This is a genomic window from Fictibacillus terranigra (assembly GCF_030412265.1).
Taxonomy (GTDB): domain Bacteria; phylum Bacillota; class Bacilli; order Bacillales; family Fictibacillaceae; genus Fictibacillus_C; species Fictibacillus_C terrinigri.
Genome location: NZ_JAUHLN010000001.1, coordinates 1,412,814 through 1,425,081, shown reverse-complemented (window position 1 = coordinate 1,425,081; position 12,268 = coordinate 1,412,814). Strand labels below are relative to the sequence as shown.

At 42.9% G+C, this 12,268-nt stretch carries 16 protein-coding genes; 3 read left to right on the top strand and 13 right to left on the bottom strand.

Features of this window, described 5'->3' with window-relative positions; all coding sequences use genetic code 11:
• Both QYF49_RS07135 and QYF49_RS07130 read right to left on the bottom strand, forming a co-directional pair.
• Positions 1 to 1,296, bottom strand: a complete 1,296-nt coding sequence (locus tag QYF49_RS07135; protein ID WP_290398890.1) for an alpha/beta hydrolase — start codon at positions 1,294 to 1,296, stop codon at positions 1 to 3.
• Positions 1,297 to 1,471: 175 nt separating this feature from the next.
• Positions 1,472 to 1,675: a CsbD family protein gene (locus QYF49_RS07130; protein WP_290398889.1), complete on the bottom strand. Its 204-nt coding sequence runs from the start codon at positions 1,673 to 1,675 to the stop codon at positions 1,472 to 1,474.
• Positions 1,676 to 1,832: 157 nt separating this feature from the next.
• On the opposite strand from QYF49_RS07130, the gene QYF49_RS07125 reads away from it, so the two are divergent.
• The gene (locus QYF49_RS07125; protein ID WP_290398888.1) at positions 1,833 to 2,399 is read left to right on the top strand and encodes a LemA family protein; all 567 of its coding nucleotides are present in this window, start codon (positions 1,833 to 1,835) and stop codon (positions 2,397 to 2,399) included.
• Entirely contained in the window at positions 2,399 to 3,127 is a 729-nt protein-coding gene (locus tag QYF49_RS07120; protein WP_290398887.1) for a TPM domain-containing protein, read from the top strand. Before QYF49_RS07125 ends, QYF49_RS07120 begins: the two co-directional genes overlap by 1 nt.
• A gap of 2 nt (positions 3,128 to 3,129) precedes the next feature.
• Here QYF49_RS07120 and QYF49_RS07115 read toward each other — a convergent pair whose 3' ends face one another.
• From QYF49_RS07115 to QYF49_RS07105, 3 genes are all read right to left on the bottom strand, one after another.
• Positions 3,130 to 3,300 (bottom strand): hypothetical protein, encoded by a 171-nt coding sequence (locus QYF49_RS07115; RefSeq protein ID WP_290398886.1) that lies wholly within the window; start codon positions 3,298 to 3,300, stop codon positions 3,130 to 3,132.
• Positions 3,301 to 3,410: 110 nt separating this feature from the next.
• Entirely contained in the window at positions 3,411 to 3,560 is a 150-nt protein-coding gene (locus QYF49_RS07110; RefSeq protein ID WP_290398885.1) for a YrzI family small protein, read from the bottom strand.
• Positions 3,561 to 3,690: 130 nt separating this feature from the next.
• Positions 3,691 to 3,840 carry a hypothetical protein gene (locus tag QYF49_RS07105; protein WP_290398884.1) on the bottom strand — a complete coding sequence of 50 codons (150 nt, stop codon included), beginning with the start codon at positions 3,838 to 3,840 and terminating at the stop codon, positions 3,691 to 3,693.
• A gap of 556 nt (positions 3,841 to 4,396) precedes the next feature.
• Here QYF49_RS07105 and menA point away from each other — a divergent pair.
• Positions 4,397 to 5,287 carry a 1,4-dihydroxy-2-naphthoate octaprenyltransferase gene (menA, locus tag QYF49_RS07100; protein WP_290398883.1) on the top strand — a complete coding sequence of 297 codons (891 nt, stop codon included), beginning with the start codon at positions 4,397 to 4,399 and terminating at the stop codon, positions 5,285 to 5,287.
• 49 nt (positions 5,288 to 5,336) lie between these two features.
• Here the strand turns inward: menA and QYF49_RS07095 are convergent, their stop codons facing one another.
• The 8 genes from QYF49_RS07095 to QYF49_RS07060 all read right to left on the bottom strand — a co-directional run bounded on the left by QYF49_RS07095 (position 5,337) and on the right by QYF49_RS07060 (position 12,255).
• Positions 5,337 to 5,573: a YrhC family protein gene (locus tag QYF49_RS07095; RefSeq protein WP_290398882.1), complete on the bottom strand. Its 237-nt coding sequence runs from the start codon at positions 5,571 to 5,573 to the stop codon at positions 5,337 to 5,339.
• Between the two features lie 121 nt (positions 5,574 to 5,694).
• Positions 5,695 to 6,828 (bottom strand): bifunctional cystathionine gamma-lyase/homocysteine desulfhydrase, encoded by a 1,134-nt coding sequence (locus tag QYF49_RS07090; protein ID WP_290398881.1) that lies wholly within the window; start codon positions 6,826 to 6,828, stop codon positions 5,695 to 5,697.
• Between the two features lies 1 nt (position 6,829).
• Positions 6,830 to 7,753, bottom strand: coding sequence for a PLP-dependent cysteine synthase family protein (locus QYF49_RS07085; protein ID WP_290398880.1), 924 nt, complete (start codon positions 7,751 to 7,753; stop codon positions 6,830 to 6,832).
• Positions 7,754 to 7,767: 14 nt separating this feature from the next.
• Positions 7,768 to 8,235, bottom strand: coding sequence for an S-ribosylhomocysteine lyase (locus QYF49_RS07080; RefSeq protein ID WP_290398879.1), 468 nt, complete (start codon positions 8,233 to 8,235; stop codon positions 7,768 to 7,770).
• The gene (gene mtnN, locus QYF49_RS07075; RefSeq protein WP_290398878.1) at positions 8,228 to 8,932 is read right to left on the bottom strand and encodes a 5'-methylthioadenosine/S-adenosylhomocysteine nucleosidase; all 705 of its coding nucleotides are present in this window, start codon (positions 8,930 to 8,932) and stop codon (positions 8,228 to 8,230) included. The genes QYF49_RS07080 and mtnN overlap by 8 nt, the downstream gene beginning before the upstream one ends.
• 25 nt (positions 8,933 to 8,957) lie before the next feature.
• Positions 8,958 to 9,605: a class I SAM-dependent DNA methyltransferase gene (locus QYF49_RS07070; protein WP_290398877.1), complete on the bottom strand. Its 648-nt coding sequence runs from the start codon at positions 9,603 to 9,605 to the stop codon at positions 8,958 to 8,960.
• A gap of 178 nt (positions 9,606 to 9,783) precedes the next feature.
• The gene (locus QYF49_RS07065) at positions 9,784 to 10,434 is read right to left on the bottom strand and encodes a YrrS family protein (protein WP_290398876.1); all 651 of its coding nucleotides are present in this window, start codon (positions 10,432 to 10,434) and stop codon (positions 9,784 to 9,786) included.
• Between the two features lie 87 nt (positions 10,435 to 10,521).
• Positions 10,522 to 12,255, bottom strand: coding sequence for a peptidoglycan D,D-transpeptidase FtsI family protein (locus QYF49_RS07060; protein WP_290398875.1), 1,734 nt, complete (start codon positions 12,253 to 12,255; stop codon positions 10,522 to 10,524).
• Positions 12,256 to 12,268: the final 13 nt, after the last annotated feature.

The window sequence follows — 12,268 nt, the reverse complement described above, 5'->3', positions numbered from 1 at the left end:
TTACCGCAATGGTACAAAAGTAATGGAAATGGTTCTGTTCTTTTCTTTTGGCTTCTTATTAGAGAAGTCCACATTCAGATGCAATCTTCCTTGACGGTCGGATGTAATGATTTTCGCACTGTATTTCTTCATGCCATAAATTTTATATCGTGTATTAGGTTTAAACCAAGGAGCTGTTGTAATAGTTGCTGCCCCCGAACCGGTAATACTAAAGCCTTGCTTTGAGACTTGAGACAGCCGTGCGAACTCCATGTCTTCCCTCTGGAATTTCACCTGCCAACCATAGACAGTAAAAGAATTCTCTGCTGTCTTATATGAAAATGGGACAGGTCTGCTCGAGGGATTCCTGAATTTTTCCATAAACCTCGGAAGTGTTTCGTGCAGATCCCTCTGCCAGTATCCCCATGTATGAGATCCATTCCCATAGCTTTCCCAAACATGAGGAAGATCCAATTCCTCTAATCGATTATGAAGACTCGCAGACATATTGAAGACCTTTTTTTCTACCGGGGATTCCACCCCGCCATCCAGAGGGCCTCCTGCCTCTCCGTTCCCGGTATAGATCGAGAGATCCACCCCTGCCAAGTTTTCTGCCAAATCCCATGGGTTATGGGTCCTCCAAATGATTTCATGACTAATTCGTTCTCCCCAAACGGTCCCCGGGGGCACTTTTTCTTGATTTTGAAAAATTGTTTTATCCAAAAAATCCGGATCCAAATTCGTATCAAGAACTCCGGAAAAAGAGGCGGCTGCAGCAAACAAATCAGGGTGCCGTGCCGCATAAGACATGGAACCAAATCCACCCATGGAAAGGCCGGCAACTGCCCGTCCTTCCCGGGTGGTATTCAGATGATAGTATTGTTCTATCCAAGGAATCAATTCATTGATATGGTATTTCTCCCATTGGGGTGTTCCATAAGCGCCATTATTATACCAATCTGAATAGCTCGCTCCTTTTCCAGCGTCCGGCATAACAATGACAAGAGGCATATTTTCCGTAAACTTCTCAATATCCGTTCTAGCCGTCCATGCCTTATAGTCACCGCAGCAGCCGTGCAGCAAATATAATACTGGGTATTTGACGTCAGGATGCTCATCGTAACCAGAAGGAAGCAATACACGTAAAGAGGTTTCCTTGCCTAGTGCCGAGCTGCTCAAAACAATCTCATGTAAACGCTCATTTAAAGGAGTATCAGAAACGAGTTTGACTGAACTTTCAGCTTTAACCGTACTGATCGGATAGAGTAAAGCGAGCAAGAAAAGCAATGTGATGCATTTTAATATAAATCGACCCACACGTATGTACCTCCCTTATTTCCTTAATAAGGTAATGTTACATACGGATCAGCAGAAAAACAATAAGACGAAGTGCTCGTTATTTTTAGGTATAATTAGCCCATTTAATGCCGGTCCCCACGCTTTTTTGCAAAAAAACAAGGCCCGCTCACCGCTGGCCTTGTTTCCCTTTTTCTTAATCTCTTTGATTATCAAAAAGGCTGTTCACTTTATCTGCTGCTTTTTCTTTAGCGTCTCCAAAACCTTCACGGAGGTTACCTTTTGCTTTATCTTTGTTTCCTTCCGCTTCAGTCGTTTCATCTCCGGTGAGCTTGCCTAGCCCTCGTTTTGCTTCACCTTTGATCTGATCCATCTTTCCTTTTGTTTGGTCTTCATTCATTTTCAATTCCTCCTTCGTTATTTATCCGTCTACATAGGGTGTTTACCCTCTTTTTAACAAGGTTAATCAGATTAATTCTAAGCCATATTTTCTGTTTTTAAATCATAAGATAGGGGAAAACTAAAAATTAATGTAAAATTATTGAAGGAGTGTACATATGAAGAAAAGCTGGATATGGCCTGTAATCATCATAGGTATTATCGGAATTTGGTTTGCAGCAAGCTACAACGGTTTTGTCAACAAGGAAGAGGACGTCAATCAGTCCTACTCGCAGATTGAGACCCAGCTTCAGCGGCGTGTCGATTTGGTGCCTAACCTAGTGAATACGGTCAAAGGCTATGCTTCACATGAGAAGAAGGTCTTAAAGGATATTTCGGACGCACGTGCCCGCCTCGCCGGTGCACAATCCACCCAGGAACAAGCACAAGCCAATGATCAATTAACCGGTGCCTTGAGCAGGCTTCTAGTCATTCAGGAGCAGTACCCGAACCTCAAAGCTGATAAACAGTTTACACAGCTCATGGATGAACTTGCAGGCACCGAAAACCGCATCGCTGTCGCTAGAAGAGATTACAACCAAGAGGTCGCTTCCTATAATAAAAAAGTGAAACGATTTCCGGGTGCTTTAATTGCAGGGATAGGAGGATTTGATGAAAAGGAATACTTTAAAGCCAATGCCAACGCAAAAGAGCCACCAAAGGTAGACTTTGGAGGAAACGGATAATGTCTTCCAAACAATTCTCCCTCTCTCTCATGGTGTTTCTCTTTTTCACCATATTGACAGCAAGAGAACCGGTATCAGCAGCAAAGATTCCGGCTCCATCGGGAGATATTTATGTTCAGGACAACGCCCATATTTTAAATCAGCAGCAACGGTCCCAATTGCAGTCAATAGGCAGACAGCTGGAAGATGAAACGACCGCACAGCTTGCTGTACTGACCGTTGACTCGATTGGCAGCGAGCCCATTGAGGACTATGCGAATAAGGCTTATCGAACATATGGGCTGGGGACAAAAAAAGCGGACAATGGAGTACTGCTCGTCGTCGCCATGTCACAGAAGAAAATCAGGATTGAAGTCGGGTACGGCCTCGAAGGAGCCATTCCTGACGGAAAAGCCGGCAGAATTCTGGACGAGAATGCCATTCCCTATCTGAAACGAGGCAAGCCAGAATTGGCAGTTACACAAACGTATCAAGCAATCGCTAAAGAAATCAAACAAGAATATAAAGGGCAAGGGAACGGCCCTCCCTCTGAAGAGAAGAAAAAAGATCCCTTTTCGTGGTTTTACATTATTATCATCGCTTTGGTCATTTTTTTGGATGTGAAATTTTTTAATGGGTTTCTGACTTACATGATCCTCTCTATCATTTCCAGAGGCGGTGGAGGCGGCGGCCGGCGAGGAGGTGGAGGCGGTTCTTCTGGGGGAGGCGGTGCCGGAAGGGGCTGGTAAAGCTATGCTTTATCCAGCCATTTTTTAACGTGCTCCTTTGGTTCCCAGCAGTTAAATTGATAAGTGGGCTTGGTTTCGTACCCAAGTCTTGTACATTCATATTTCATTCCCTGCTCTGTTTTTGAAGCCTTGAAATTGATGCAGGTTGCACAGCAATGGATGTTTTTGTTCATGAAATGTTTCACCCTTTTATCAGCTTGTTTTAAGCTTTTATATCTACATTCTACAGTAAAAGCCCTGCCGCGCACTATGATTTGTGCATGGCAGGGCTTTTCAGGATCAATTATCGAATGTAATTCGCGTCCATCGCTTTTCCATGAGCAGCATGGAATAGCTCATTTACATTTTGCTGGTGCAAATAATCTTCGTACGTCATTTCTTTCTTCTTCAATGAAATGGTAATCGTAGCAAAGAAAAGGTTTAGTGTAAACATTCAGGTTCCTCCTTTCCTTCCTGGTTATCTTTTCAGGTCGTATCTTTCTCCGTTAAGATCCAATTTAGAAATGCCAGGTGTCTTTTTATCATCATTTATCATCCCTCCATCAATTTTTTGTCTAACAGACCTAATATGTTAGTACGGTATTCACTACTTTATCCCGGCTTGCTTCAAATCTCTCATTCACTGCGTGCTGATGGGCCAGTTCAATGTGGGTTCTCATTCTTCGTTTAAAAGTAACGGTAACAGTCCCAAAAATTAATTGTAGTGTAAACAATGAAATTCCTCCTTTAATTTAATTCAACAAGTCATATCCTTCTCCAAAGAGAACCAGGTCAACAAAGCAATACTTATCATCATTTTTCTCTCCTCCCTCACTCCGATGTTTATAAAAAAAAGCCGCAGGTACAAGATCCCTGCAACCAACCCAAAAATGGGCACAAAAAAGCCACAGGCATCGTTCAGCCTGCGGCGCTTTTTTATCCAAAAAATCGTTAAAAAAGACTACTGTCCAACGGCCGAACATCGATAGATTTTATTCAATTGCTGCATTGCTGAAATTGTCATCCATTGCATCATGGTGTCCGACCTCCTTTGCTAATTTCTGATTTTTCTTACATGGTAATTATAACCACAACCTGGTAACTTGTAAACCTCTTTTACCAAACAATTTATTTATATGCACCATCGTGCTCAAAGATACCTGTTGTTCAGCGGATTTTTCACTCTATTTCATGAACAAGAAATGAGCATTATGTGTACCTTTTCACAAACATTTGTTTTATAATGGATATGCGTTATAATTAGTCATTCGTAAGATAGGGGGAACAACTATGATACGCCCTAAGACTTTATTGGCTTCTACCCGGCCATTTTCATTGACGGCTTCTATCATACCCGTGATTTTCGGTACCATACTTGCTATGAAGTGGACGGAGATCAACTGGGGAATCTTTTTATTAACACTTGCTGGCGCGGTATTCATGCAGTGCGGAACCAACTTGGTGAACGACTATTTTGATCATAAAAAAGGTGCTGACCAGCCTGGCTCACTCAGCCCTTCAGGAGTTATTGACCGCAAAGAAATGACTCCTGAGCAAGTCCATATTACAGGACTCATCTTTTTTGGTTTAGGAAGTTTAGTCGGGCTGATTTTAGCTGGTCTTACAGGCAGCTTTATTTTATATATTGGAATTCCTTCATTGATGATCGGGTACTTTTATACGGCGACCCGATTTGCCCTGGCCTACAATGGGTTTGGGGAATTCGCTTCCGGAACGACACTCGGTGTTTTGGCTGTACTCGGCTCTTACTATGTCCAGACGCTTACCGTACACTGGGAAACCGTACTTATTTCCCTTCCTAATGCGTTCTTGATCATGGCCATCTTGCAAGCCAATAATCTGAGAGACATCGATACGGATAAACTGATCAATAAGATAACAGTCGCAGGATTGATTGGCAAAAAAGGAGCCCGAATCGAGTATTACCTCTTAATGCTTGGCACGTATATTATTCTCTTGCTGCTCGTTTTCGCATCACTGCTTCCCGCATGGAGTTTAATCGCCTTTATTTCCCTGCCGATTGCATTAAAAGCAGTAGGAATAGCTGCACGCACATGGGAGCCGAAAGAACTCAACAAAGCACTTGGACTTACCGCAATGCTTCATTTAGGCTTTGGCCTTCTGTTATGCATCGGTACATTCATAGGTATATCAACATAATATTTAAATGAAAAAATCCGGCAGCCGTGATGGCTGCCAGATTTTTGATTTATTGGTATTCCTGTAAACGTTTCTTTAATCGCTTCGCTTGATAGTACATAAGAGCGGTGAAACCAAGGCCTGCCAGGGAAGCTGAGCCGCAGACAACCGCATCTGCCGTATCTTTCCCTGCAAAAGGAATCACAGTTCCTAGATAAAGAAATGAACTTAATGATAAAAGGACAATTCCGTAGTGCTGATAATCCTGAATTTTAACTTTAATCTCTCGAATAACTTTTGAATCCATTACTTAACCAGCCTCCTAACCTCTTATCTTACAATAACATATATCAGAGAGATGCTGGCCTCGTAATATTTGACAAAAATATGAAAAAACTCCCGGTTTAACTCTGCCGGGAGTTTACATCCTATTGAAGTGCCTGCTTCAAATCCTCAATCAAGTCCTCAACATCTTCAATGCCGACTGAGATGCGGACTAAACCATCAGTGATGCCCAGCTCTGTTCTCCGTTGTGCTGGAATAGATGCATGGGTCATCTGAGCTGGAACAGAGATCAGGCTTTCTACTGCTCCAAGGCTCTCTGCCAAGGTAAAGTAATGCACCTTTTTCAACACTTGTGCAGCTTTCTCTCGACTTCCAACATCGAATGATACCATACCGCCAAAACCGCCAGCCTGAGATTTTGCAATGCTATGCTGCGGATGGCTTTCCAAACCTGGATAATAAATTTTTTCAACACTTGGATGGCTGGATAGAAACTCTACAATTTTCTTGGTATTTGCCTCGTGGGCTTCCATACGAAGACCGAGTGTCTTAATTCCTCTCATCAAAAGCCATGAGTCTTGCGGCCCTAAAATTCCGCCAGTAGAGTTTTGTACAAAGTGAAGGTCTTCAGCCAGCTTATCATCGTTGACGACGACGATACCGGCAACAACATCACTGTGCCCTCCAAGATATTTGGTGGCAGAATGAAGAACAATATCAGCGCCTAATGTAATTGGTGTTTGCCAGTAAGGCGTGCTGAATGTATTGTCGACAATAAGTAACAGGTTATTTTCCTTCGCCACTTGGGAAGCGGCTTTTAAATCGGTTACCTTTAATAATGGATTTGTCGGCGTTTCAACATAAAGTGCTTTCGTGTTTGGCCTGATCGCTTCTTTTACGGCATCGAGATCGGTTGTATCAACAAAAGTAGCTTCAATTCCAATTCGGTTAAGCACTTTGGATACAACGCGATATGTTCCTCCATATACATCGTCTGTCAGGATGACATGGTCACCTGAACTGAACAGCATCATAACAGCAGTAATGGCTGCCATTCCTGAGCCAAAAGCAAAGCCTTTTTTTCCTTCTTCCAAATCCTTTACGAGTTCCTCAAGAGCAAAACGAGTCGGATTTCCTGTTCTGGAATATTCATATCCTTTATGAACTCCCACTTCTTCTTGTTTGTAAGTACTTACTTGATAAATCGGAAATGACACAGCGCCTGTAGCCGGATCACCCGGAATTCCGCCGTGAATCAATTTGGTTTTTCGTTTCATGTTAAATGCCCCCCTCATATATCTTTTTGCTTAAATATCGGTCACTTCCGTCGGGAAAGATGGTAACGATTGTCGAACCTGCAGGAGCTGTTTCAGCTTCCAGTAAAGCGGCATGAAGAGCAGCCCCAGAAGAACTCGCAGCAAGAATGCCCTCTTTTTGTGCCAGTTCCTTTACTCTCGCAAATGCATCTGTATCAGTCACCGTATGGATCGCTTGAAAATATGAGGCATCCATATAGCCTGGCAAAAATTCCATACCGATTCCTTCCGTTTTATGAGGGCCTGACTGGCCGCCGTTTAAAATGGAACCCTCAGGCTCTACAATGACCGTTTTGATCTCAGGTTTCTTTTCTTTCAGAAACTGTGAAGTTCCCATGAAAGTACCGCCAGTGCCTGCACCGGCAACAAAGATATCAACTTCACCATTTAAGTCCTGCCAAATTTCCGGTCCAAGCGTCTTATAGTACGTGGAGGGGTTGGCGGGGTTCGAGAACTGAGCTGGAGTAAAGGAGTTTGGAATTTCTGAAAGAAGCTGTTCGGTCTCCTTGATGGCTCCCTTCATCCCTTCCTCTGTTGGCGTATTAATGATCGTTGCACCAAGCGCCCTCATAATATCCTGTTTTTCCGTACTAAACTTTTCAGGAATAACAAACATGACATTAATTCCCCGGTTTATCGCAGCCAAGGCCAGGCCGATCCCAGTATTGCCCGCGGTGGGTTCAATAATGGTACCGCCTTCGACAAGCTTTCCTGTACGGAACGCCTCGTCCAGCAGTTCTTTGCCCAGCCTGTCTTTTACACTGCCTCCAGGGTTAAAATATTCTAATTTGGCGAACAGCCGGACCCCATTCCTCAATGGAAATTGAGTCAACTGGACCATGGGTGTATGGCCGATCAACTCATGTATATTTTTATAAACCGTCATAGCACTTACTCCTCTTATTCAGCAAACACCTTGTTCCACTCATCTTTTTTCGCTAACATTTTTTCAGCAATTTCCTTTGCACCTTCCAAGCTGTGGTTAGCAGCCCAACCGCACTGTACTTCGTTGCAGGCAGGTACCTCTTGCGCTTTAAGGACATCTTGCAATGTTTTTTCCAGCACATCAAGGATCTCATCATAGTTGTCATGGTTAATCACCGAAAGATAGAATCCGGTTTGGCAGCCCATTGGGCTGATGTCCACTACTGAATCATGGTGGTTACGGATATTTTCTGCCATTAGATGTTCGATGGAATGAAGCCCGGCCATATCCATGTGATCTTTGTTTGGCTGGCAGAAGCGGATGTCATATTTATGGATAACATCCCCATTTTTTCCTTGGATGGTTCCAGCTAGACGCACATACGGCGCTGCTACTTTAGTATGGTCAAGATTAAAGCTTTCTACATTCATTTTTTTAACCATTATGTTTCAACTCCTCTATCATTAATAAAATCAATTCAGCCGAGTTCTTGGAAGCGGTATTTAAAAATTGGTCATATGAAACACGTGCATCTTTGCCTGCGATATCTGAAAGAGAACGAATGATGACAAATGGCACATCAAACTGGTAGGCGACCTGAGCGATGGCTGCAGCTTCCATTTCTGCTGCATATAGTCCCGCAAGTTTGGTCCGGATATATTCTACTCTGTCATGATCACTCATGAATGAATCACCTGAAGCGATCAGTCCTTTCGCTACTTGAATCCCGCTAACCTTTTTTGCGCTCTTAACAGCGATTGAAACAAGATCAGCATCAGGTGCATAAAAGGCAGGCATTTGCGGAACCTGCCCATATTCATAGCCAAAGATTGTTGCATCGACATCATGATGGCGCACTTCTGTTGATATCACGACATCTCCAACATTCAGGTCTTTATGAAAGCCTCCCGCAGATCCTGTGTTGATGATACAATCAGGCTGATACATCTCTATCATCAGTGTAGTTCCAATAGCGGCATTTACTTTAGCAATACCCGACTTCAGGAGAATGATATCAAGGCCATCGATCTTTCCAGTATAAAATTCACAGCCAGCAAGTGTTTTGTCCTGCCTTTGTGACAGTTTATCCCTGAGAATGATGACCTCTTCTTCCATTGCACCGATAATTCCAATTTTCATAGCGACAACTCCATTATATTTTCTGTTATTGTTTTTTCACTTTAACAGCTTCCATCAGCCAGACGTAGGAGTTTAATTTTTCAAATGACACTTCAAATCCATGTTTCTGAAAAAGCTCATTCAATACTTCCAGCGTAGTGTAATATTCCGTCTGCAAGTCCTGCAGCAAGTTTAAAAAACCTTGTTCTTTTACGATACGATGCCTTTCCTGTCTATCCGCATCATTAATGAAAGCTGTATCCGCAAATACAATTTTACCATTTTCCTTTAAAATCTGGCTATATAATTGGATGGCAGAGTCTTTTTCTTCATCTGTAAGATGATGGAATGCATAAGTGCTTACGATGGCGTCAATCTCTTCCGGAACCTCAGGAAATGAAAGAAAGTCTCCATCAAAGAGCTGCAGTTCGTTAAAACGTTCCTTTGTTTTTTCTCTCATTCCTTTCGATGGTTCAATCCCATAGACCGTTCTGCCTGCATTGAGCAGTTTTTCGGTCAAATTACCGGTTCCCACACCAAATTCTAAAACGGTACCAGTGGTTCTTGAAACAACGGCTTCCAGAATTTCTTCATATTGGTCAAATACTTCTTTGTATTCTTTATCTTGCCCGGTCACTGATTGATCGTATGATTCCGCCCACTCATCAAATAATGAAATAAATTCTCTGCCCATTTTTTTCACTCCATTTATTTAAAATATATAATTCCTATCACCATACTATGAATTAAAACATTACAGGTTACAAGATACCATAGAAATGAGGATTAATCAATTAATGGCATCCTCCTATTCTTCATAAAACAAGACCGGCTGAAAAATCGTTCAGCCGGTCTTGTCCAATGCTTGAGTATTAATTTTTTGTAACGCTGGTAGGTTTCCAGCCCTTCCCATCTTCCCATTTTAGCTGTACTTCGTAACGGCTTCCGTCTTTCTTTGAAAGGACCCTGCCGACGGATTGGTCCGGTGCTCCGCCATTACCTAGCCATAGAATGGTCATTTGGTCTGCCGGTATGCCAGTTGCATAAGAAAGTGCCTTTGTTTGCTCGTTCCAGTCGGCAGTGCCTTTATCATAGGATTTGGTGTGGGAGCCTGTTTGTGATGTTCCTACGGGCTCCCATGGGCCATCCGGCCCTCCGCCTTCAGGTTGATCGGCTTTAGATTTATCGGCTTCTTTTTTATCCGCAGCATCATTATTTTTATCTTCACTGTCATTGGTTGGTGAAGAAGTGCTTTGATCCTGATCAGAAGAATCTTTGTTCTTATCTTCCTCTACGACAATAGAGTCCTCTTTCTTTTTTGAATCCGTCTTAGAGGAAGAGGATTTATCTTTCTTGTCCTGATCACTTTGAGCAGGGGTGGATGACGTCTGGCTGCTGCCACCATTCATGAAGATGTTGGCACCTACTACTATGATCAATAGTATGACTACTCCGATTGCAATGTTTAACGTTCGGTTTTGTTTTCGCTTTTCAAAGCGAGAACGGTATTGTTTTCTGCTCATACAAACCTCCTCTAAAGTTTTGCTATATCAATTTTACCACGATAAACGAATTCGACAAGTTTGAGATTTTGAGTGTGTAGCAGAAAATTATTTTTCTTTATCATTTTTGTAAATCTTGTTGACGATGTCGGCATAAGCAGAAATAACCGTTGTATTGGCGTCTGTGTAGTCAAAATCCACGACAACGAGTGCATATTTCGGCTGATCGGCAGGGAAATAACCGGCAAACCATTTATTTGAAGTGTTCGAATCCCCCTTTTCCGCCGTACCGGATTTTCCCGCCACTGTATAGGGCAATTTCTGCAGCGCTCTGCCTGTTCCCTTTGGATCGGTTATAACGCCGCGAAGCAGCATCTGCAGCTTTTGTGCCGTGTATGGCTCGATTCCCTTTTCCTGTTTGTGATTCGGAAAAGAAAGCAGGGTATTGCCATTTTTATAGAGGATTTTTGTAGCAGCTTTTACTTCCTCCATTTTTCCTCCGCGTGCGATTCCGGCCATCATGTTTGCGACTGATAAAGGCGTCACTTGTACATTTTTTTGTCCGATCGCCGTTTGAGAGACAGCTAGAGGCTGATTTCGATCATAGCGGTCACCCCAAATGGTTCCTTGCTCCTCTTCAGGAAATTGTTTAAATTCCGGATAATGATAAACTTGACCGTGCCATCCGGATCTTATCGTTAAGCCAAGCTTTTCGGCATAGTCGTCTATAATCTTGTCATTTGTTTCCATCATCTCATTAGCCAGCATTCCAAACGTCCGGTTGCAGCTTTGCGAGAAACTCGCTGTAAAATCCAGAGTTCCAAGAGGATGCTTCGCACTTTTTCCATCGATTCCAAGGTCACAGTCAAAGTTCCTCCCCTTTTGAAGGTCTTTATTTTCAATGGCAGCTGCCGCTGTCACAACTTTAAAAATAGAACCTGGTGCGTGTCTGGCCACCATCTGGTTTTTACTGAGCCCGGTATGGTATGGCCGGCTTACCATTCCAAGCAGCTCATTGTTCGAAACGTCCAAAAGTACAGCTCCGCCGTTTTTTATGCCGCTTTTATCCACCGCATCCTCAAGAATGTGCTGCAGTTCACTGTCTATTGTCGTTTTCACGCTTACAGGATAAAAGGGATTGGATGGTGCAAGGTACTTAACATCCAATCCAAAAAGAGGAGATCCTGAACGGTCGACATGATAGATCAGCTTCGTCTCTCCTTCGGAAATTAAAAAAGGGTCAAACGCCTGCTGCAATCCTGTTTTTCCGATTTTTGTATTAATTGAAACAATACCTTTATCCAGTTTGTCTTTATAATTTTTCTTTACGACCTCTGGAGCCTGTCCCGTTACACCGAGCAAAGCACTTGCAAACTCCGAATGCTTATTTCGGGCAATATAATGAGCATAGACTCCTGGCAGCTTTAATTTATTGATTTTGTCCATGGTTTCTGATGTAATATGATCTTTTTCGTCTGAAATGACAAAGGGCTCTTCATGTTCTTCCAGTGACCTTCGAATCAAAGAAGGGCTTTTGCCCAGCGCATTTGCCACTTCATCAATAGCTCCCTCCTCCCCCTTTAAAAAGGGAAACAAGATAACCGCTGGCCTAAGTTCTGCAGATATCATCTCACCGTTCCGGTCGAGCAGCAGGCCCCGCCCTTCATTGATCGTAAAAGAATGAGTTCTTTGCCTGACACTCTGGTCGATAAGATTAATTTTATGTTTAGAAAAGGACTCTGTAGAGACGAGCTGAATCTGAATCAGCCGACCTGCCAGAAAAAGCAAGCCTGCAAGGAAAAGAGAGCCTGCTATCACGATACGTTTTTGATTGTTATTCATAAAGACCACCTCG

Coding starts and splice junctions, on each gene's coding strand:
- QYF49_RS07085 (WP_290398880.1), bottom strand. CDS start 7,753: ATGACGGTTTATAAAAATATACATGAGTTGATCGGCCATACACCCATG.
- mtnN (WP_290398878.1), bottom strand. CDS start 8,932: ATGAAAATTGGAATTATCGGTGCAATGGAAGAAGAGGTCATCATTCTC.
- QYF49_RS07095 (WP_290398882.1), bottom strand. CDS start 5,573: ATGGATTCAAAAGTTATTCGAGAGATTAAAGTTAAAATTCAGGATTAT.
- QYF49_RS07120 (WP_290398887.1), top strand. CDS start 2,399: ATGTCTTCCAAACAATTCTCCCTCTCTCTCATGGTGTTTCTCTTTTTC.
- menA (WP_290398883.1), top strand. CDS start 4,397: ATGATACGCCCTAAGACTTTATTGGCTTCTACCCGGCCATTTTCATTG.
- QYF49_RS07110 (WP_290398885.1), bottom strand. CDS start 3,560: ATGTTTACACTAAACCTTTTCTTTGCTACGATTACCATTTCATTGAAG.
- QYF49_RS07070 (WP_290398877.1), bottom strand. CDS start 9,605: ATGGGCAGAGAATTTATTTCATTATTTGATGAGTGGGCGGAATCATAC.
- QYF49_RS07090 (WP_290398881.1), bottom strand. CDS start 6,828: ATGAAACGAAAAACCAAATTGATTCACGGCGGAATTCCGGGTGATCCG.
- QYF49_RS07060 (WP_290398875.1), bottom strand. CDS start 12,255: ATGAATAACAATCAAAAACGTATCGTGATAGCAGGCTCTCTTTTCCTT.
- QYF49_RS07065 (WP_290398876.1), bottom strand. CDS start 10,434: ATGAGCAGAAAACAATACCGTTCTCGCTTTGAAAAGCGAAAACAAAAC.
- QYF49_RS07125 (WP_290398888.1), top strand. CDS start 1,833: ATGAAGAAAAGCTGGATATGGCCTGTAATCATCATAGGTATTATCGGA.
- QYF49_RS07080 (WP_290398879.1), bottom strand. CDS start 8,235: ATGGTTAAAAAAATGAATGTAGAAAGCTTTAATCTTGACCATACTAAA.
- QYF49_RS07115 (WP_290398886.1), bottom strand. CDS start 3,300: ATGAACAAAAACATCCATTGCTGTGCAACCTGCATCAATTTCAAGGCT.
- QYF49_RS07130 (WP_290398889.1), bottom strand. CDS start 1,675: ATGAATGAAGACCAAACAAAAGGAAAGATGGATCAGATCAAAGGTGAA.